This window comes from Halomonas sp. KHS3 (assembly GCF_000830495.1).
Classification (GTDB): Bacteria; Pseudomonadota; Gammaproteobacteria; order Pseudomonadales; family Halomonadaceae; genus Vreelandella; species Vreelandella titanicae.
The window spans coordinates 225,941-245,229 of the sequence record NZ_JWHY01000001.1; the positions used below are offsets into that span (position 1 = coordinate 225,941).

At 54.0% G+C, this 19,289-nt stretch carries 18 protein-coding genes; 2 read left to right on the forward strand and 16 right to left on the reverse strand.

Going from position 1 to position 19,289, the window contains the following annotated elements:
• Positions 1 to 26: 26 nt before the first annotated feature.
• From benD to salA, 9 genes are all read right to left on the reverse strand, one after another.
• On the reverse strand, positions 27 to 827 hold the full coding sequence (benD, locus tag RO22_RS01070) for a benzoate diol dehydrogenase BenD (protein WP_041157337.1): 801 nt from the start codon (positions 825 to 827) through the stop codon (positions 27 to 29).
• The gene (gene benC, locus RO22_RS01075; RefSeq protein ID WP_041157338.1) at positions 824 to 1,849 is read right to left on the reverse strand and encodes a benzoate 1,2-dioxygenase electron transfer component BenC; all 1,026 of its coding nucleotides are present in this window, start codon (positions 1,847 to 1,849) and stop codon (positions 824 to 826) included. Before benC ends, benD begins: the two co-directional genes overlap by 4 nt.
• A 24-nt stretch (positions 1,850 to 1,873) precedes the next feature.
• Positions 1,874 to 2,362 carry a benzoate 1,2-dioxygenase small subunit gene (gene benB, locus RO22_RS01080; RefSeq protein WP_041157339.1) on the reverse strand — a complete coding sequence of 163 codons (489 nt, stop codon included), beginning with the start codon at positions 2,360 to 2,362 and terminating at the stop codon, positions 1,874 to 1,876.
• Positions 2,363 to 2,388: 26 nt separating this feature from the next.
• Positions 2,389 to 3,771, reverse strand: a complete 1,383-nt coding sequence (locus tag RO22_RS01085; protein WP_318025881.1) for a Rieske 2Fe-2S domain-containing protein — start codon at positions 3,769 to 3,771, stop codon at positions 2,389 to 2,391.
• An 84-nt stretch (positions 3,772 to 3,855) separates the two neighbouring features.
• Positions 3,856 to 4,830 carry a catechol 1,2-dioxygenase gene (gene catA, locus RO22_RS01090; protein WP_041157341.1) on the reverse strand — a complete coding sequence of 325 codons (975 nt, stop codon included), beginning with the start codon at positions 4,828 to 4,830 and terminating at the stop codon, positions 3,856 to 3,858.
• Positions 4,831 to 4,896: 66 nt separating this feature from the next.
• Positions 4,897 to 5,187 carry a muconolactone Delta-isomerase gene (gene catC / locus RO22_RS01095; protein WP_041157342.1) on the reverse strand — a complete coding sequence of 97 codons (291 nt, stop codon included), beginning with the start codon at positions 5,185 to 5,187 and terminating at the stop codon, positions 4,897 to 4,899.
• 58 nt (positions 5,188 to 5,245) lie between these two features.
• A complete protein-coding gene (locus RO22_RS01100; protein ID WP_041157343.1) occupies positions 5,246 to 6,364 on the reverse strand; it encodes a muconate/chloromuconate family cycloisomerase in 1,119 nt (372 codons plus the stop codon).
• Positions 6,365 to 6,876: 512 nt separating this feature from the next.
• Entirely contained in the window at positions 6,877 to 8,049 is a 1,173-nt protein-coding gene (locus RO22_RS01105; RefSeq protein WP_041157344.1) for an ABC transporter substrate-binding protein, read from the reverse strand.
• A gap of 67 nt (positions 8,050 to 8,116) precedes the next feature.
• On the reverse strand, positions 8,117 to 9,430 hold the full coding sequence (salA, locus tag RO22_RS01110) for a salicylate 1-monooxygenase (RefSeq protein ID WP_052475471.1): 1,314 nt from the start codon (positions 9,428 to 9,430) through the stop codon (positions 8,117 to 8,119).
• A 203-nt stretch (positions 9,431 to 9,633) separates the two neighbouring features.
• On the opposite strand from salA, the gene RO22_RS01115 reads away from it, so the two are divergent.
• Positions 9,634 to 10,539 carry a LysR family transcriptional regulator gene (locus RO22_RS01115; protein ID WP_041157345.1) on the forward strand — a complete coding sequence of 302 codons (906 nt, stop codon included), beginning with the start codon at positions 9,634 to 9,636 and terminating at the stop codon, positions 10,537 to 10,539.
• Positions 10,540 to 10,552: 13 nt separating this feature from the next.
• Here the strand turns inward: RO22_RS01115 and RO22_RS01120 are convergent, their stop codons facing one another.
• From RO22_RS01120 to RO22_RS01135, 4 genes are all read right to left on the reverse strand, one after another.
• Positions 10,553 to 10,960, reverse strand: coding sequence for a nuclear transport factor 2 family protein (locus RO22_RS01120; RefSeq protein WP_041157346.1), 408 nt, complete (start codon positions 10,958 to 10,960; stop codon positions 10,553 to 10,555).
• Between the two features lie 39 nt (positions 10,961 to 10,999).
• Entirely contained in the window at positions 11,000 to 11,821 is an 822-nt protein-coding gene (locus tag RO22_RS01125; RefSeq protein WP_041157347.1) for a 3-keto-5-aminohexanoate cleavage protein, read from the reverse strand.
• 113 nt (positions 11,822 to 11,934) lie between these two features.
• Complete coding sequence (locus RO22_RS01130; RefSeq protein WP_041157348.1) at positions 11,935 to 13,437, reverse strand: SLC13 family permease; 1,503 nt, start codon at positions 13,435 to 13,437, stop codon at positions 11,935 to 11,937.
• 432 nt (positions 13,438 to 13,869) lie between these two features.
• Positions 13,870 to 14,346, reverse strand: a complete 477-nt coding sequence (locus tag RO22_RS01135) for a MarR family winged helix-turn-helix transcriptional regulator (RefSeq protein ID WP_041157349.1) — start codon at positions 14,344 to 14,346, stop codon at positions 13,870 to 13,872.
• A gap of 170 nt (positions 14,347 to 14,516) precedes the next feature.
• Here RO22_RS01135 and RO22_RS01140 point away from each other — a divergent pair, with 170 nt between their 5' ends.
• On the forward strand, positions 14,517 to 15,533 hold the full coding sequence (locus tag RO22_RS01140; RefSeq protein WP_041157350.1) for an AraC family transcriptional regulator: 1,017 nt from the start codon (positions 14,517 to 14,519) through the stop codon (positions 15,531 to 15,533).
• Between the two features lie 23 nt (positions 15,534 to 15,556).
• Here the strand turns inward: RO22_RS01140 and RO22_RS01145 are convergent, their stop codons facing one another.
• From RO22_RS01145 to RO22_RS01155, 3 genes are all read right to left on the reverse strand, one after another.
• Positions 15,557 to 16,621 (reverse strand): TRAP transporter substrate-binding protein, encoded by a 1,065-nt coding sequence (locus RO22_RS01145; protein WP_041157351.1) that lies wholly within the window; start codon positions 16,619 to 16,621, stop codon positions 15,557 to 15,559.
• A gap of 71 nt (positions 16,622 to 16,692) precedes the next feature.
• Complete coding sequence (locus RO22_RS01150) at positions 16,693 to 17,670, reverse strand: 3-hydroxybutyryl-CoA dehydrogenase (protein WP_041157352.1); 978 nt, start codon at positions 17,668 to 17,670, stop codon at positions 16,693 to 16,695.
• 24 nt (positions 17,671 to 17,694) lie between these two features.
• Positions 17,695 to 18,801, reverse strand: coding sequence for an NAD/NADP-dependent octopine/nopaline dehydrogenase family protein (locus tag RO22_RS01155; protein WP_041157353.1), 1,107 nt, complete (start codon positions 18,799 to 18,801; stop codon positions 17,695 to 17,697).
• Positions 18,802 to 19,289 lie beyond the last annotated feature (488 nt).

The following is a 19,289-nucleotide window of genomic DNA, read 5'->3' on the forward strand; positions in this document are numbered from 1 at the left end:
TCAGCTAAAACAGGAACGACCAGCTGCTAGCCAAGGTCACCGCCTGCCACAGGCAGAACACTACCGGTGATATAACTCGCCTCATCGGAGGCAAGGAATAGAATAGGCGCGACCATTTCATCCAGGGTGCCATAGCGGCTCATTAAACAGCTCTGCTTGGTCTGATCGATATGCGCCTGAAACCACGCCTTCTCCGTCTCGTTACTGGGCGTTGGCGTTCCACGCGAAATTCGCCGCGGCGGCGCTTCGGTCCCCCCTGGCGCCGTGGCGACGACACGGATACCGTGCTCTGCATACTCAAACGCCAGCGACGCAGTCATCGCATTGATACCGCCCTTTGCTGCCGAGTACGGGATACGGTGAATACCCCGCGTTGCCGCTGAAGAGACATTGACGATGACACCGCTGCCCTGCTCAACCATTGTTGGCAGCGCCGCACGACAGCACCAAAGTGTAGGCATTAAAGAACGGTTGATCTCAGCGGCGATTTGCGCCTCGCTAAACTCGGTAAAAGGCTTGAAGTTAATCGCCCCGCCAACGTTATTAACCAGAATATCGATACGACCAAAGTGAGAGAGCGTCGCCTGCATGACTTGCTCGGCGCCTTCCCATTTTTCTAGGTCGGCTTGTACCGCAATCACTTCGCAGCCCTGCTTGCTTAGCCCAGCAACGATCTCGTGGATATCATCAGCGCGATCTACCAAAACCAAGCGCGCACCTTCAACGGCGGCGCGCTCAGCAACCCGCTGCCCAATTCCTTGAGCAGCACCCGTGACCACCATTACTCGATCTTGAAAACGTGGGCCGTCAAAACGTTGATAGCTCATGCACTCTCTCCCACTTGATTAGGTGTGAACTTCTCATAGTGGAAGCTCTGGGGCTCGATTCCTTCAGCGTCGAAGTACTTCAGCACAGCATCTACCATCGGGGGTGGGCCACATAGGTAAACGTCCACATCGCCGTCATGCATTACCACGGCGTCCATGTGGTGCGTCACGTAACCTTTACGCGAATGCTCGCTAGCCTCGTCGACCACCACGGTGGCGTAGGTGAAGCTAGGAATTTTTTCTACGAAGGCATCTAACGCATCCGTTTTGACTAGGTGGTCATCTTTATTGACGCCGTAAATCATATGAATCGGTGCATCACAGCCCTTTTCGACCAGTTGCGCTAACATTGAGAGGAACGGAGCCAGACCCGTGCCGCCAGCAAGCATAAGCACCGGGCGCTTCACTTCTCGCAGGTAGAAGCTGCCCAGCGGGCCGGTCAGCGTAAGCTTTTCGCCCACCGCCGCGCGCTCGGTTAAATAGCCGCTCATTACCCCATTGGGGATGTTGCGAATTAAGAAGGTGGCGCGCTTATCCCCCGGCAAGGAGCTGAAAGAGTAGGAGCGGTGCACCTCAGTACCGGGCACATCAATATGAATGTACTGCCCCGGCAAAAAGGCGAGGCCCTCGGCATCATCCAAATCAACGACTAGCTCAATACTATCTTCGGAAAGTTGCTCAACTGCTGCTACCGTGCTCTCAACCTTGCCCACCTGTGTTTTACACAGCGTGGATGCCACTGGCACTTGAATAACGCAATCCGAAGAAGGCACCATCTGGCACGTGAGTACCTGGCCTTCAGCTGCTTCCTCATCGGAAAGCGCATCCTCCAAGTACTCATCACCCATGTCGAACTCACCCTGTTCGCAGTGTCCTTTGCAGGTACCACACACGCCATCAGAGCAGTCCATAGGCAGGTTAACTTTTTGCCGGTAAGCGGCGTCGAGAACGGTTTCTCCCTCTTTACAGCCAATGAACCGGGTCACGCCGTCCTCAAAGTTGAGGGCAATGGTATAACTCATGGTTAACTCTCCTCTCTCCTCAGGTCACACGTGATACACGTCGATGACCTGATGGATATAGTCGTTATTCAACTGCACGACTTTTCTTGTGATCAGCGGGCTCTCCCCCGACACATCCAGGGTGTAGAAGCACGTGCCAAAGAAGCTGTCGGTCTTCTTGTAGCGGTGGTTGAGCGTATGCCAGTTGAACCGCAGGGTTACCGTGTCGCCCTCTTGCGACAGGATCTCCAGGTTGTTCACCTGGTGGGTGGTGCGCGGTTCCGGCGTGCTCGCCCCGCTGCGCTCGGTCTTGATCCGGTAAACGCGATCCTCTAACCCTTCACGGTTGGGGTAGTAGATCAGCGAGATTTCGCTGTGCGGATCACGGGTCAACTGGTCGTCGTCGTCCCAGGCGGGCATCCAGAACTCGGCATCTTTACGGTACAGCGTGAGCCACTCGTCCCACTCCCGGTCGTCCAGCAGCCGCGCTTCGCGGTACAGGAAGGCTTGGATATCGTGATAGCTAATGCTCATGGCACTTATCTCCTCTCTTCTGTCGCTTAGGCGGACGCGGTGGCGATAAACTGGCTGCGCTCTTTGTCGATGGCGCGCAGCATTTCGTCGACCCAGTGCTTGTGGTGCAGCACGTAGAGCCCTTCGTCTTCCGGGGAGGCGCCACTGAGCAGGGGCTTCATGTCGATCGCTTGAGCCGTTTCATCGGCGCCTTCCACCCACTGTTTGGCCCCGCGGGAGAGGTCGTTCCATTCGGCCAGGGCGCCGTTGTAGCCCTCTTGGCAGGCGCGGAACTCTTCGAGGTCGTCGGGGGTGCCCATGCCGGAGACGTTGAAGAAGTCTTCGTATTGACGGATGCGCACACGCCGATCCTCGGCGGCTTCACCTTTGGGGGCGAAGCAGTAGATGGTGACTTCGGTTTTGTCCACGGCGATCGGTCGAATCACGCGGATTTGCGTGGAGAACTGATCCATCAGGTAGACGTTGGGGTAGAGGCAGAGGTTGCGCGTTTGGTTGACGATGGAGTCGGCACGGGCCTCGCCTAACTGCTCCTGGATCCACTCTTTGTGCTGATAGACCGGGCGCACTTCCGGGTTGAGCAGTCGGGTCCACAGCATCATGTGGCCGTTTTCATAGGAGTAGAAGCCGCCTTTGCTTTTCGACCAACCGTCGGCGTCCACCGCTTTGGTGCCACCGGTGTCGTAATTGCGGCGTTCCATGGTGGAGGCGTAGTTCCAGTGCACGGAGCTGACGTGGTAGCCGTCGGCGCCGTTTTCGGCCTGTAGCTTCCAGTTACCGGTGTAGGTGTAGGACGAGGTACCGCGCAGGATTTCCAGGCCTTCGGGGGCTTGGTCGACGATGTTGTCGATGACCTTGGTGGTTTCGCCCAGGTGTTGTTCGAGCGGTTGTACGTCGTCGCTCAAGCTGCCGAACAGGAAGCCTTTGTAGTTTTCAAAGCGCGGTAGACGCTTGAGATTGTGGGAGCCATCCTGTTTGAACTGGTCAGGGTAGGCGCCGTTCTTCTCGTTTTTGGCTTTGAGCAGTTGACCGTCGTTTTTGAACGTCCAGCCGTGGAACGGGCAGGTGAAGGTGCCTTTGTTGCCGCGCTTGCGGCGGCACAGCGTGGCGCCGCGGTGGGCGCAGGCGTTAATCAGGCCATGCAGCTCGCCTTGCTTATCGCGGGTGATAATCACCGGCTGGCGTCCCATGGTGACGGTCATGTAGTCACCTGGTTCAGCGACCTGGCTCTCGTGGGCCAGGAACAGCCAGTTGCCTTCGAAGATGTGCTTGAGCTCAAGTTCAAAGAAGGCGGGGTCGGTGAACATGCTGCGGTGGCAGCGGAAGATGCCATTGTCGGGGTCGTCTTGGACGGCGCCGCGCACGCGGGCTTCGAGCTGATCAAGCTGGGTGGTCATGATCTCTCTCCTCAATACTTAGGCATAACCTGGGGTAGTAGGCGCTGACGCGCCAGACGGTGGTCGACAGGCAATCGTCAGCGCGAGGTCATGGGGCTTTTAAACCTTGGCGGTACCGGCAAGCTGGCTGGCCAGGTCCTGTTCGTTCTCTTTGGCCCGCGGGCGGGCGTGACGCACCTGTAGTTCGGGCGCCTCGACGGGGGCCAGCGCCACATCGAACACGACGTGGGAGAACGGGCCCTCCAGGTCACGCTTGGCGATCTCGGCCGGGTCTTCGATCCGCTCGGCGGGGACGACCAGCTCTTCGCGGGTGGCAAAGGCAAAGTCATCAAAGGTGTAGGGGTCGCCCGCCAGGTTGATCTGGGTGGTCAGGTGCTGATGGCCGGGAGCGGAGACGAAGTAGTGAATATGCGCCGGGCGTTCGCCGTGACGGCCCAGTGACTTGAGCACCACATCGGTGGGGGCGCCTTCGGGTACGCCGTAGCCGGAGGGAATAATGCTGCGCGCGGTGTAGCGGCCGTCGCTGTCTGCGTAGATCGTGCGGCGCATGTTGTACTCGTCCTGGGAGGGATCAAAGAACGAGTAGCCGCCCTTGGAGTTGCAGTGCCAGATTTCAACTTTGGCGCCAGGGATCGGGGTACCGTCGACATCGCGCACCTGACCGGTCAGCCACATCACCTCGGCATCGGGGTCACTGCCGTCGTCCATGCGGGCGAAGCCTTCCGCTTCCGGGGCACCGGCCACGTAGAGCGGGCCTTCAATGGTACGCGGGGTGCCGCCGGTGCGCTTGGCTTCGGCATCGATGGCGTCCTGGCGCATATCGAGGAAGTGGTCAAAGCCGAGACCGGGCGAGAGCAACCCGAACTGGGTCTGGCTACCCAGGGCATTAAGCAGGTTAACGCCCGCCCAATACTCTTCCTCGGTGACATCGAAATCATCGATCAGCTTGAACAGGTCGCCCACCAGGCGATGAACGATCTGCTTGGCGCGGTCATTGCCGCCTGACTGATCAAAGCCGGCCACGGTTTTGACAAAGTCTTGGACTTCGGGAGTATCGAATATCTTTACGGTCATGGTGAAACCCTCTGTTTGTTATAGGGTGTTGTTTTAGTAATATAATCTGGCGTGATACGTAGATAATTAGCTGTCGTCGTCGCGCACCGAAGAGGGGTGACGACACAGCGGTTTGACGCTGATCTCCATATAGGGGAATAGCGGCAGGTTACTGACGACTTCCTGCAGCTCAGCGTTGTCTTCCACATCAAAAATACTGACATTCGAGTAGCTGCCCGCTACCCGCCACAAGTGACGCCATTTACCCTGACGCTGCAGGTCTTGGGAATACGCTTTTTCAGTCGCCTTAATCTTCGCCGCTTGCTCGGCTGGCATATCGGTCGGCAACTTAACGGTCATCTCTACTTGAAACAGCATACGTCTCTCCTATTGGATCGCGGGCGAACGCAAACGATGGCTCTATTTACCGTGGCGTTTATTTACGCGAGTAGTGATTCAATTTATCTTCATCTAAGGTGACCCCCAGTCCCACCCCTTGAGGTACTTCCACCCCAAACTCGGTGTAGTTGAGGGGTTCAGCGACGATGTCGTCTTTCAGCAGCAGCGGGCCGAACATTTCCGTGCCCCAGGCCATCTCGGGCAGCGTCGCCCAGGTGTGTAAAGAGGCAGCGGTGCCAATGGTGCCCTCTAGCAGTGTGCCGCCATAGAGGCCAACTCCGGCCGCTTGCGCCACATGAGCCAGTTCCAGCACGCCGTGAATACCGCCGGATTTGGCAATCTTCAGCGCAAAGGCACCACTGAAGCCACCGCACACGAGATCAAGCCCGTCGCGGGCATCCTGCACGGCCTCGTCAGCCAGCATTGGCACATTGAAGCGGTTAGCCAAACGAACTAGACCGGCGTGTTCACGGGCAGCAATGGGCTGCTCGATTAACTCAATACCGGCATCCTGCAGCGCCTGAATACCCCGCACCGCAGTCGACTCATCCCAGGCCTGATTAACATCAACGCGCACACTGGCACGGTCACCCAGCGCCTCTTTAATCGCCGCCACATGACGCACGTCCTGATCAAGCGGATTAGCGCCAATTTTAAGTTTGAAGTCGCAATGGCGACGCTGCTCTAAACGCAGCAGCGCCTCATCGATATCTTTGGCGGTATCGCCGCTGGCCAACGTCCAAAGCACGGGTAAGTGCTGTTGATGAGCGCCACCAAGAAGGTCAGCGATACTCAAGCCCAAACGCTTGCCCTGGGCGTCTAATAACGCGGTTTCTAGCGCTGACTTGGCGATCATATTGCCGCGGGCGTGTCGATTGAGCCGGGCGCGCAGCTGATGGGCATTATGAGAGGGCTGACCAATCAGTAACGGTGCTAGGTAGGTATCAATATTGCGCTTAATGCTCTCCGGGCTTTCCGGGCCATAAGCGAGGCCACCAATCGTGGTGCCTTCGCCGAGCCCTTCGATACCATCAGAGTGGCGCATGCGTACAATGACCATGGTTTGGCAGGCCATGGTGGTCATGGAAAGTTTGTGAGGACGAATGGTCGGTAAATCGACCAGTAGTGTCTCAATATGTTGAATGACGGTTGACATGCAGGCTCCAGCGTCTGGCAATCGTTGACTTGATGTCAGTTTGATTGCGCGAGGAAGAGGGAACCAATATTGTTTAGGTGCTTAGCCATACCGAGGAGGTATCAACACAGGGAGATGACTGCTTGTTTTTTAGCGGGTAACTACCTTGATTTAACCACCTCGCCCTCTGTTCAGCTTCTCCAGCTCTACTCACATTCTGTAATTTTCTATATTAATCAATAGATTGTTAAATACGGTGGCGTTTTAACGGCGGTTTACCCATAAATGAGCGGTGTAATGATAGGTAAGGCATAGCAACACGGTGAGTACATAATATCTGCGACTAACTATTAAGGTGGCGGCATACTTGCCCCCACGCCACAGCCAGCTGGGTGACTATCTCTTTTACGACAAAAGAATAAAACACATCATTGAGGCATGAGGCGTAAAGGAAAGGAAAGGCAGCACGACGCTAGTCACACGATTTAGTCATACTGCCAACAATAAGAGGCGCTAATTCTCTTAAAACTCACTTACATCTGGCAATCAGCATCTGGTGACTCGAGTAGCTCATGCGCTACCGATAATACCTGGTGCCGACCATCGCGGATCTCACGCAGGTAGATATTTTGTATCGGGTGGTGGGACTTGGAGAAGCTCAATGGCCCACGTGGGCTCTGCAGCTCAACGGCAGCGAGTGCGTCAATGAGTGCATCGCGGTCAGTGGTAGCACCTTCTACTGCATCAAGCGCTTGTATGAGCATGGCACCCGTGTCATACCCATGCACGGCATAGGCATCAGGCATCTCGCCGTAAGCCTCTTGATAAGCAGCTACGAAGCTCTGATTGTCTTCACTCTCCAGCGTTTCCGCGTAGTGTAGCGTCGTCAACACTCCCTCGCCCGCGCCCCCCAATGCTGCCAAATTACCTTCGGTCATAAAGCCAGAGCCCAACAGGGGAATATTATCCTTAAGTCCGGCTGCAGAGTAGTCACGCACAAAGCTGACACCCCCTCCACCCGCGAAGAACGTATAAACCGCGTCGGGGTTGAGGCTGGCAATTTGCGTCAAATAACTTTGAAACTCAGTGCTGGGAAAAGGAACCAGAATTTGCTCAACAATCTCACCACCGGCTTCAGTAAATGCTTCCTCAAAAGCAGCAATATCCTCTTTACCACCGGCATAATCCCAGGTAATCGTTACCATCTCACGGTGACCGCGATCATAGGCTACTTTCCCCATGGGATAACTGTCCTGCCACATGTTATGCGAAGTACGAAAGACATTGGGCATGCAAAGTTCGTTCGTTGCCGCCCCCAAACCAGCATTGGGAATAATGGTAATAGCGCCGGTTTGCTTGGCAACGCGAAGCATCCCCATAGCCACACCTGAGTGGACAGGGCCAATAACAAAGTCGACCTCGTCACTGTTAACTAATCGGCTCATATTCTGGGGGGCCTTGGAGGGATTGGCCTCGGAGTCAAGCTGGACATACTCGACTTCACGCCCTCCAAGCTGTCCACTATTCTGCTCAATAGCGAGTTTCAAACCATTGGTAATAGCCTCGCCCAGTGCCGTGTAGGTACCCGTATAGGGCAACATTAACCCCAGCTTTACAGGCTCGCCATCTTCAGCCATCGCAAGTTGCCCTGCCAGCAAAAAGCCTGCTCCAAGTAACGACGTCAGTGTTGTATTATTTGTTTTCATCGTTGCACTCTTTGTTGTAGTTCGTCTTTATAAAAGAAGTTATTGCTTTAAATGGGTAGCTTTTGGCTTACCCCCAGTTCTCGCTTGCTTCAAACTTCAAGCTATTTTTAGCGGCAATCACATCATCGTGCGGGTCATGATTCCAGAGCCACTCGAAGCGACTTTCAAGATTGTTAATTAGCTCGGCTTCATCGTCGCCGATGCCCTCTCCTGCATATTCGTAGACATCGCCCGCCTCATGGGAGGTACGCTGCACTTTGCAGGTACGGCTATGGCGTACTTGTTCAAAGGCAGACAACACAGTACTCACGTTGTTGCTACGGCAACTGGCATCCGCCAGCAGAGTCGCCAGCACATAGGCGTCCTCCAGCGCCTGACCGGCCCCCGCCCCCTGGTGAGGCACTAATGCATGGGCGGCGTCGCCAACGATCAGTACGCGGTCGCGTTGGTAGCGGGCAAGCTCAGGTAACTCATGCAGCGCCCAGCGCGTTGGTTCAGGAATGCATTCAAGAATGGCTTGGCAAGCCGGACTCCAACCTTCAAATACTTCTAGCATTTCCTCCTGGCTGACGGCTTGAACCCACTCTTCGCCTTCGGGCAGTTTAGGGTTCGGTATCGAACGATCCGTAATGAAGGCCACGACGTTAACGAGTTGGGACTGCTTAACCGGGAAGGTCAGAATATGGCGATCTTTGCCAAGATACATCTGAGGCACCAATGCCAAGCGCCTCTCGCTGCCTTTAGCCTTTAGAGCAGCCTCTAGATCCCTGGTGGGAATCATGCCGCGATAAGCGTAAGTGCCACTCCAGAACGGAGTAATTTCGCCGTACTGCTCCGGGGGTAGCACATGGGGGCGCACCGCCGACTTAATGCCGTCAAAGCCGATGATCACATCACCAGTAAAGTGAGTGCCATCATCGAAGCTGGCGGTGGCGCTGTCGGCGTCTTGCTTAACGTCTATACAGAGTTTGCCGAAGTGGGCGATACCCTCAGGCAGATTGGCAACAATCGCATCAAGAAAATCGGCACGATGCACCGAGGATTGGCCAACGCCAGGGGCTAAACTGGCGGTTAAGTAACCATCATCACTACCACGCCGCCATTCAAACCAAACATCCTCAAAGGGCGCTGGTGAGGAGTCGGCAATACGCTGATACGCGTCTTCCAACCCCAATAGCTGAATGGCTTTTACCGCATTGGGGCCAAAGGAGACACCCGCACCAATCTCTGAGAACTGAGGAGCCGCTTCGAAAAGCTGAACATCAAGCTGACTATCACGGGACAACGCGACGGCGAAGGCCACCCCTCCGATGCCACCACCTACGACGCCAATCGAAAGACGTTTTGGCTGTATATTTGCTACTGTGCTGTTAGCTACCATGATTTAACTCTGCTCAGGGGCTTATTCGTTATGTGTTGAGCGTTATGCTCTCCCCTAACGCTATTCGGAAGCGCCAACTGCCACCACACAGCTTCCTTCATTCAGACTATAAACGGCGCTAATAACAATATGAATCAACCAGTTAAAAACCTCTCTGACGGCTGCATTCGACTATTGTGGAATACGTTGCGAGGCGCAAGGTGATGGAGAAACTTGCCAACATTGACCTGAATCTGCTGGTTGTTTTTGACTTGTTGTACCAAGAACAAAATACACAACGGGTGGCGCTGCGCTTGGGTATCACCCAACCGGCGGTGAGCCATGCACTGAAGCGTTTACGCCACTTGCTGGAGGACGAACTTTTCGAGCGCACGTCGCAAGGTCTGCAACCTACGCCCCGTGCCAGTCGACTGCACCCCGGCATTGCGGATGCGTTGGCACGAATGAACGACACGCTGAACCTATGCGACGATTTCAACCCCGCTAAGAGTGAGCGCACTTTCCATATCAACATGACCGATATCGGTGAAATAGTTTTTCTCCCACGCCTGCTGCAACATCTTTCACGCCATGCGCCGGGGGTTTCACTCAACACCGTGCGCAGCCACCATAATGACCTGAAAAACGAGATGGAGGAGGGAGAGATAGATTTGGCAGTTGGCCTGATCCCACAATTAGGGGCAGGCTTCTACCAGCAGCGACTGTTTGTACAACGCTACGTTTGCTTAATGCGCGAGCATCACCCGCTCGCTGCAGAGGAGTTTAGCCTTGAGGCGTTTCGCACAGCGCATCACGCTGTGGTGGTTGCCCGGGGAACCGGGCATGGCATTATCGAAGAGCAGCTTGCGCACGCTGGGGTTGTGCGCCCAGTTCGGTTAACACTGCCGCATTTCGCAGCTGTTCCCTATATCGTCAGCAGCAGCGATCTAGTGGTGACGGTCACCGATAAATTAGCCGAGGCAACGCGAACACGTTTCGGGTTAGTCATTCGCGAGCATCCCCTAACGTTCCCAGAAATCCCGATTAATCTTTTCTGGCACCGTCGCTTTCATCAAGACCCAGGCAACCGCTGGCTGCGTGGGCTGATGTTTTCTCTGTTCTCTGAATAGGTGTCATTAACGCCTAGGAGCTCGGCTTCGCCCACGCGGCGCGGGTGCTATGGGCTGCCGTTTTATTGGTAATTTTCCAGATGCCGTCGACCTTTACCAAGGCAATCACATCGACCCAGGAATCCGCTAGGTTGTCGCTATTATCAAATCCTAGCAATACGCTGGCGACTTCTCCCGCCTGGGTAACGGCAATAAAGCGGCTCTTTACTTTACGGTGGCTAGCCGCCCAGCGCTCGAAACGGTCGCTGATCAGATCAGTCGCCAGCTTACCATCAGCGTCCACAGCAAAAATCCACGCATCCTTATGAAACGCTTCCTCCAGCTTTTCACTACCGCCTTGAAAGCCATCGACATATAGCTGCACAACGCGTTTGATCTCCTCGATCTCAGGTGCCTCACCTACGACAGTAACATTGGTCATCTCTTTACTCCTGCGGTTTTATTGCCGGTTTTGTAGTGTTTATAACCCAAGCATCTCACGGGCCTGCTGCCAGGTTGCCACTGGGCGCTCATACCTTTCGCAGAGAGCTACGGTGCGCTCGACCAGCGCGGCGTTGGAGGGCGCCAGCGTATTACTGTCCAGGCGAACGTTATCCTCAAGCCCAGTCCGAGTATGACCACCAGCAGCAATAGACCACTCGTTAAGCAGGTATTGATTGGCGCCGACGCCTGCGCCGCACCACTGCGCATCCGGCGCTAGCCGCTTGAGCGTCTCGATATAGAAATCAAAGGTAGGTTTGTCCGCTGGCATCGCGTTTTTAACCCCCATCACAAATTGAACATAGAGCGGCGTCTTTAGCTTACCTTGCTTGGAAAGGCTCACCGCCTGATGGATATGCGACAGATCAAACGCTTCAATTTCAGGCTTAATGCCATACGTGAGCATCTCATCGGCCAGCCACTCCACCAGTTGCGGCGGATTCTCGTAAACACGATTGGGGAAGTTATTGGAGCCCACCGAGAGACTGGCCATATCAGGCTTCAGCGACAGCATCCCGCCGCGCACCTCACCGGCGCCGGAGCGCCCGCCGGTTGAGAGCTGAATAATCATGCCAGGGCAGTGCTTCTTAAGCCCTTCCATTAGGCGACCAAACTTCTCCGGGTCGGATGAAGGCGTTTGGTCATCGTTGCGCACATGGCAGTGGGCAATGCTAGCTCCCGCCTCGAACGCCGCCTGAGTACTTTCAATTTGCTCTTCAACCGTAATCGGCACGGCAGGATTGTTCTCTTTGCGCGGCAGGCTGCCGGTGATAGCGACACAAATAATACAGGGCTGAGACATGGAAACCTTTCTTTGTTCATATTGCGAACACTAATTTGTATTACGAACAAAATAGAGCGAATCGTTACCAGCGTCAAATCCGAATCGCTACCAATGACGTTGACAACCACATTTTAGAAAGAGACATCGAATACCAAAGGGACAATGGTGTAGAGCGCGACCATAATCACCAGCAAACCGATGACGTTGAGCCAGATACCTGCTCGGATCATGCTCTTGATTGGAAGATCCCCTGTTGCGAAAGCCACTGCATTGGAAGGTGTCGCCACGGGCAACATAAAGGCGCAGCTCACGGCAAAGGTAACCACGATGGTCATCAGGAAAGGTTCAATACCCAGCCCCACGGCAATAGATCCCATAATCGGGAAGAAGGCAGCCGCCGTCGCCGTGTTACTGGTTAGCTCGGTCAATAGGATAATGACGATAGCCGTGATGGCTAGGATCAGGATTGGAGGTAACCCCGATAATCCCGAGACGCTCTCGCCAACCCACGCACTCAAGCCAGTGGCGGTGAATTGGGCTGAGAGTGTTAGGCCACCGCCAAACAAAATCAGCACCCCCCAGGGCACGTCACGAGTAGCCGACCAATCCAGCAACGCCCCTTTTCCATTAGAGGCAGGAATCACAAACATCAGAATCGCCGAGAGAATCGCCACACTGGTATCGTTGATGTTACCCAACCAAGGCAGTGCACTCTGCACGACAGGAATTCTCGCGATTAACGGCAGGAATACCCAGCAGAACACTGCCCCGGCAAAAACCATCAATACACGTGACTCCTCAGGCGATAGTCGGCCCATCCCCTTGAGCTCTGCCTCAATCATCGCCCGGCCACCCTGGATGCTCTCGACTTCCGAGCGGAACACCAGTTTGTTAAGCACAAACCAAGCCAGCATTAGCATAGTGAATGAGAACGGCACACCCACCAGCATCCAGTGACCAAATCCGATGCTAAGCCCGTGGGTGTCTTCCATGTAGGCGCGCATTAGCGCCATCGGCGGCTGGCCGATCAATGTGGCCATGGAGCCAATGGTGATGGCATAGGCAATGCCCAGTAGCACAGAGGCAGAAAACTTGGGCGTGTCATCACCGTTACCCAGTGACTTCACTAGCGCAATGATCGAGCCTCCAATGGGCACCATGATCACTGCGGTGGCGGTATTGCTGACCCACATGGTGATAAACCAGCTAGCGAACATCAAACCGAAGACGATTTGAGCCGGCTTAGTACCCACGGTGAGCACCGTCAGTAGCGCGAAGCGGCGGTGTAAATTCCAGCGTTGCGTTGCCAAGCCCAGCAGTACGCCACCCAATACTAGAAAGACAATGCTGTGAGCATAGGGCGAGGCGGTCTCACCGACCGAGGCAATATCGAAAAAAGGGAACAGTACAAGCGGCAACAGCGACGTGGCAGGAATAGGTATCGCTTCTGTCATCCACCAGGTGGCCATCAGCATAGCAATGCCCGCCACTAGACGAGCATTGAAGGCCAGCGTTTCAGGCAAAAGGAAGAAAACACCCAAGCCAATGACGATACCCATTACAAGTGAGATTGGCTTGAAAGCAGAGGTTTCAGCGTAGGGCGCTTGTTCAACGGCCCCTGTGGTTTGCGACATGATCGTTTTACCCGCATAGCAATAACAGTGCAGGTGAGTGTTACGACTGATGGGCCGAGTCGCCAATACCTCTCAGGTTGATGCACATACCTAACTGAGTAAATTGACATGAATACAGAGAACTCTATATAGTCAATAAAATCAGTTATTTAACTATAAAATAGCTGCTATTTTCGTACTTGACCTATTCGTGACTTTCACAAGGGATAGGGAATATCCTGCTTAATTACGACGTATAGTTTACGACTAATGGATGGGCTACTGCGAAAAGCGTGGCAATTTCACTACCCGCGTGACGTTTAAGCAAAAGCGCTAAGCGGAAGTTTGAATAAAAAGGAGTAGTTCAGGAAAGGGCAGGGCTATTAGATAGCCCATAGGGCAAATGTAAGCACTTTGGCCGCGATGGCAGTAATTCCAGCGTCCCTCTAGACCTTAAAGCGCGTTTAAGTTATGAAACATCCTACTCAAGCACTGATTGATATACACAATGTCCTGTTTACTGAAATCGGCAAAGGCTTTTTCCACCAGACGGCTAGTAACTTGCCGCGCAATATCCAGCTTTGCCTCACCCGCCTCGGTAAGCTCTACTTCAGTGACGCGACCATCCTGCGGGCTGGCCTCTGTTTTAAGCAAACCCGACTCTTGCATTCGGTATACAATTTTGGTGATAGTTGACAATTTTGCAACAGCGTGTACTGATATATCCGACATGCTAAGGCGCCCATGTTCATGTAGGATCATGAGAATGCGCCACTTAGACGAACTGAGCCCGAGTGGTTTCAGTAGTGTATCGACATCAGCGCTGTATTTAGCATTCAGCCTCGCGACCCAATAAAAAGGAAAATCACGCGAGCGAAATTCATCGGCAAGAGGAAAAAAGGAAGACGATAATTCATCCTTGTCGACCATAAGAAGCGCGCCATCCAAAAAAATAGTGGATTATTCTAGCATATATCCATTCGAGTGTAAGCGCCTGGGAGCTTCTAGAGATAGAGCGTGCCATCTACTGGCCCAGCCGCTATTGCCTCGGCTTCACACCCCAAAACCATCACCTGCTTGGTGCATTGTTGAGGTGAACCATGGGTACAACACCGTTTCTGCTGCAGAAGCACGCTATTCTGCGCACCGATTCACAAGAGGTCATTCGTGAGCATGTCACCCACTACCTCTGCCCACATCGCATGCGTTTATTTGACGGCCCGCGACTTGCCTCACGTTTGAGTGCCGTCAGCTTCGACCAATTGGCCATTATCGAATTGCAATATGGTGCCAATGTCGAAATTGATCCCGTCGAAGAGTCAAACGTTTACCTGTTTCGTATCACTCTCGAAGGCCAGGGAACCATCGTATACGCTGACCGTCAGGTCAGTATGATTCAGGGAGGTGTTACTGTCACATCCCCCTGTCAACGCGCTCTCATTCAAACTTCTCCGAACTGCCATAACATCATCGTTCGAGTACCGCGCCACCGGTTGGAACAACGCCTTTCGTGTCGACTTGAACAGCGCATTGATCTTCCGATCATCTTTGACCACTACTTTCCCGAGCATTACCCCGGCACGGTCTTTCTTCTGGATACCATCAAGTATTTTGCCCGTCTCACCGACTCTCTTCACCAGCAAAATGCTCCGCGCCAGCAGATCAAGCTGATGGAAGACTACTTATATGACAGCCTGCTGGGGCTGTTCATGAATAACTACAGTCAGCGCTTGAGTGGCACCCCCTCTCCTCTGCCACACTATGTAAAAAACGCCAAAACCCATATAGACCAGAACCTCAAGCAGGGTATCGAGCTCGATACTCTGGCCTCGATGATGGGGGTATCAAAGCGCACGCTTCAGTACGGCTTCCAACAATTTATTGGGCTCTCGCCCAAAGCCTATTTTACTCAGCAACGCATGAAGAGTGTGCACCAGGCGCTGCTTGATGCCCCTCGCGGTCATCGCGTCACCGATGTCATCATGCAACATGGCATCAACAGCCCTGGCCACTTCTCCGCACAGTACAAGGAGGTCTATGGGGTGACCCCAGTGCAAACACTGCAGTCAAACCGCGAACATACTACTGGTAACGAATTGGCCAACGTCTGGCCCTGAGCTTACTGTCACCTCTGCTCTTTTTATTCAGCCTCGGTACGATATTCCTCGATCAGCTCCTGCATTCTTTCTGCAAAGGCGTACGCGGGCAGGCCCTGTTGCTCTGCATCCGACAAGATAGTTTCATTGACCGGCGCGAGCTGGTCATCCCAACGGCTAGCCTCATCATCGTCAAGCGCTATTACTTCAACGCCCTCTTCCTGCTGCGCCCACTCGAGTGAACGCTGTATATGCTCATCGAGATATTGGCCGGTGAAGGTTGCCATCTCCGGCGCCAACTCCTCGATCACCGCCTGTATATCAGCAGGGAGCGCCTCCCACTTCTCTCGCGACATCAGCGCCGCAAAAATGGTGTTAGTTAAGGGATAGTCGGTCACGTACTTAGCCAAACGCGCGAACTGCATATCCATTAGCACTTCCCGGGAAGCCGCATACCCATCGATAATGCCAGATTGAAGTGCCTCACCGGCATCGGCTTGCGACATACCTACTGCTGTTACTCCCAGTGCGTCCAGCGCCCTGGAGTTATCGCCGGAAATTCTTATTTCCAGCCCCTCCAGGTCTTCCAGTTGATGAATCGGTTCAATGGTTTGAAAATAAGCAGGCTCCGATGTAAAGGCCGTGATGACCTTGAACTCTTCGAGTTCGGGCATCTGGTCACCAAACTCTTGAATCAGTTGGTAAGTCATGCGGCTGGCGACTTCTGAATTGACGTCCTGGCCGGTCAGACTCCCGGCCAAGTTGATCAGAGGAAAACGGCCCGGCTCGTAAGAGGTGGCGGAAAGCCCTATATCCGCAACACCATTCAACACCCCATCGTACATATTGCTGGCCGTGAGTAAGGAGCCCCCGGGGAAGAGGTCGACCTCGACACGACCATCGGTACGTTCATTGAGCTCTTTCGCCCAGTGCTCCATCTGAATGGCCGGAAAGCTCTGCGCAGGGGCAAAGAAAGCGTAGCTGAGGGTAATCACTTGGGACTCGTCGCTAGGCTCATCGACTACCTCCTCCTGTGCATCGCTACACCCCACCAACGCCATTGCAGCTATTAGTACCGTTAACGTTCCCACCTGTGTACTCGTTTTCATTATGACTATCCTCGGCGAAGGCCTACAGGAACAGCATGGTTTCCAATAGGCGCTTTATAGGCTGTGAAGGATTAATAACGGGTAGTGACTGCTGGCATCAGGTCAAGCAGCTCGAGACGCTTTAGAAAAGCGTCGGAGCGCTGCTTTCGGTAGTTCGACAGATCGACCCCTGAGTAGTCGAAGAAGCCCACGCCATCTTGGAAGCCTCGACGCTTCTCTTGCATATTCCGGGTAATAACCTCAGGTGACTTGAATCGGTTATCCAGCTTGTCGCACAGGTAGTTGGAGGCGTAGAAAAGCGTATCGCCACCGCCCCAATCGATGAACTCCAGCACTCCCAGCACCGAATAGCGCAACCCCAGCCCGACTCGAATAGCCACATCGATATCCTCGGCACTGGCAACGCCCTCCTCGACCATACGCGCGGCTTCATTCATGAGCAGCACCTGCAGGCGGGGAATGATGTAGCCCGGCGCCGCCTCGCACAGCACCGGTACTTTTCCTATCCCTTTAAGCACCGTGAACAGCGCATCGACATAACGCTGCTCGGTATCCTTGCCCCGGCTTACCTCCACTAAGGGCATCAAATGGGCAGGATTAAGCCAGTGGGCGTTCATAAAACGGGCCGGATGGCTAACCATGCAGGCAAGTTCGGTGACCAGAAAAGTGGACGTCGTTGAGGCGATAACAGCCTCTTTATCCAAATGTCGGCTTGCCCAGGCCAGCCCTTGCTGCTTAATCTCGCTGACTTCAGGCAGCGCCTCGAAAACCAGACGGCTTCCCGCCAACATCTGCACCTGCTGGTCATCCACGATACGAAGCTGCTTCACCATTGAAGCGATCTGCTCTTCCTGAATGAGCCGCTTCTCCTGAAGATACTTGAGCTCCGTCACTAGCCGACTGCGAGCCTGCTCATAATAGTGCTGACGCTCTTCAGGGCTGCGCGACTTGAAGTCGATCAGCACGACCTCCTTCCCAGCCAGAATGAATGAGAGGGCAATACCTTCTCCCATTCTTCCTGCTCCCAAGACGATAATGTTGTCCTGCATGATGCGGTCTCCTCTATCGATAGGTCAGGCCTGAATGCCATACGTCAATAAAGAGTGCATCTGCCCCTGGGAAAGCGAATCCAATCCCAGCATTTCCAGCGTTCGGCCTTGGGCATAGAGATTTTGGCCTGTGATCGCCGAAGCAATGCTCAAAAGCCCCTCCGCCACTGGCGTGGGCTGCCCCGCCCAGCGGCCAACCGACACGATGAAGGAGAGCCCCATTCGGGTGTCCTCCAGCATGTAACGATGGCTATGAAGATTGATGTTTTCTCGCCAATCGCCACTATCGGTCAGTTTGCCGTGGGCGCCACGACCATACATCCACTCCTCTCCTTCGTAGGCATAGTGGTTAGCAAGAGGAAAATGGGAGGGCTTATAACCTAGCCTCTCGCGTACCGCGATACGTTCATTGTCTAGCGCGGTGGTTACGCTGCGGATAGAGGGCTGGGTTCCTTCATTGTGAATATCCCAGGCATCAAAATGCTCTAGCGGCCCCGCATTCATCATAATTAAAGGCGGATGGATAATAGGGCCAGCGTTCATTAAGGCGCCACTAAGGCCATCTTCGATGGGTTCAACGCTGGGGTAGGCCTCCCGCAATACAGAGAAGGCGTGTGCTGACAGTTCGCTGGGGAAGACGCCGGTAGGGAGCCGGGTTGCATAAACGCTAATGACTACCTTATTAGCACCGTGCTTACGCGCCAAATAGGGCAGCGTTCCCGTTTCACAGAAGGCCACTTGACTATCGTTGCCTGCTTTTCGCATCGCTCGGTGGAACAGGTAGCTGCCGAATGTACCTGGGGGTAGAAAAACCACCTGATCATCCCGTAGTAACGGCCCCAGTTGGTCGGCTAGAGTGTCATGGGAGGTGGCGGGTAACGGCACAATCAGCAGCTCCGCCTGTTGCGTCGCCTCCTCCAGGCTATCTGTTAGAGATAGTTGGTCCTTGTGAGTACCAATCTGAATACGCCGTTCACCCTGCGCATCCTTAAGGTCCAAATGGCCCAATTGACGCAACTCTTGCAGAGCATTGCCATCCCGCCGCCACAACGTTACGTCGAAACCTTTCTCCACCATCTCGATTGCTGCGGCGTAGCAGCCATGTCCACCGCCAATAACGCTGACTTTCATGCTTATCTCCGTTTCTTGTTAACGCCTTCAGGGTCGTTAAACGGTATAGCCATCGGGTTACTGACGGATATCCACAATACGCAACCGATATTCAAAAAACGCAACTAGCTAATAGCGGCTCGCTAAAACTGGTCGTCTGTCGATAAAGCCCCCCTTATTTATGGGAATATGCGTAATTAGCCACTATTCGAGGCGTCGAACTAATGGGTAGTGAGTGTGAATGCACCAAGGGTATGTACTTTATTCACCAAGGTGCGCTTGAGTGGTGCTTTGCCAGTAAGAAGTGACGAAATGCGGGGTTACCGTGACTCAACATAGCAACCTTCGACTCGCGTTAAGTAAATAATAATTTAGGTGTTTTTAAACGACTGGAACTCAACTTGCATTGCTTTCAAATGGAAGTGGTTCACTTAACAATTTACTTTACTTTTCATGTGATGCTGAATGTTTATACGCTCCTTCATGACCGGCATTCAACAAACAACAAA

What these genes read in the sequence shown, in the direction of transcription:
- RO22_RS01115 (WP_041157345.1), top strand. Translation starts at nt 9,634, where the DNA reads ATGGAGAAACTTGCCAACATTGACCTGAATCTGCTGGTTGTTTTTGAC.
- RO22_RS01125 (WP_041157347.1), bottom strand. Translation starts at nt 11,821, where the DNA reads ATGTCTCAGCCCTGTATTATTTGTGTCGCTATCACCGGCAGCCTGCCG.
- benD (WP_041157337.1), bottom strand. Translation starts at nt 827, where the DNA reads ATGAGCTATCAACGTTTTGACGGCCCACGTTTTCAAGATCGAGTAATG.
- benC (WP_041157338.1), bottom strand. Translation starts at nt 1,849, where the DNA reads ATGAGTTATACCATTGCCCTCAACTTTGAGGACGGCGTGACCCGGTTC.
- benB (WP_041157339.1), bottom strand. Translation starts at nt 2,362, where the DNA reads ATGAGCATTAGCTATCACGATATCCAAGCCTTCCTGTACCGCGAAGCG.
- RO22_RS01135 (WP_041157349.1), bottom strand. Translation starts at nt 14,346, where the DNA reads ATGGTCGACAAGGATGAATTATCGTCTTCCTTTTTTCCTCTTGCCGAT.
- RO22_RS01140 (WP_041157350.1), top strand. Translation starts at nt 14,517, where the DNA reads ATGGGTACAACACCGTTTCTGCTGCAGAAGCACGCTATTCTGCGCACC.
- catC (WP_041157342.1), bottom strand. Translation starts at nt 5,187, where the DNA reads ATGCTGTTTCAAGTAGAGATGACCGTTAAGTTGCCGACCGATATGCCA.
- RO22_RS01100 (WP_041157343.1), bottom strand. Translation starts at nt 6,364, where the DNA reads ATGTCAACCGTCATTCAACATATTGAGACACTACTGGTCGATTTACCG.
- salA (WP_052475471.1), bottom strand. Translation starts at nt 9,430, where the DNA reads ATGGTAGCTAACAGCACAGTAGCAAATATACAGCCAAAACGTCTTTCG.
- RO22_RS01150 (WP_041157352.1), bottom strand. Translation starts at nt 17,670, where the DNA reads ATGCAGGACAACATTATCGTCTTGGGAGCAGGAAGAATGGGAGAAGGT.
- catA (WP_041157341.1), bottom strand. Translation starts at nt 4,830, where the DNA reads ATGACCGTAAAGATATTCGATACTCCCGAAGTCCAAGACTTTGTCAAA.
- RO22_RS01155 (WP_041157353.1), bottom strand. Translation starts at nt 18,801, where the DNA reads ATGAAAGTCAGCGTTATTGGCGGTGGACATGGCTGCTACGCCGCAGCA.
- RO22_RS01130 (WP_041157348.1), bottom strand. Translation starts at nt 13,437, where the DNA reads ATGTCGCAAACCACAGGGGCCGTTGAACAAGCGCCCTACGCTGAAACC.
- RO22_RS01145 (WP_041157351.1), bottom strand. Translation starts at nt 16,621, where the DNA reads ATGAAAACGAGTACACAGGTGGGAACGTTAACGGTACTAATAGCTGCA.
- RO22_RS01120 (WP_041157346.1), bottom strand. Translation starts at nt 10,960, where the DNA reads ATGACCAATGTTACTGTCGTAGGTGAGGCACCTGAGATCGAGGAGATC.
- RO22_RS01105 (WP_041157344.1), bottom strand. Translation starts at nt 8,049, where the DNA reads ATGAAAACAAATAATACAACACTGACGTCGTTACTTGGAGCAGGCTTT.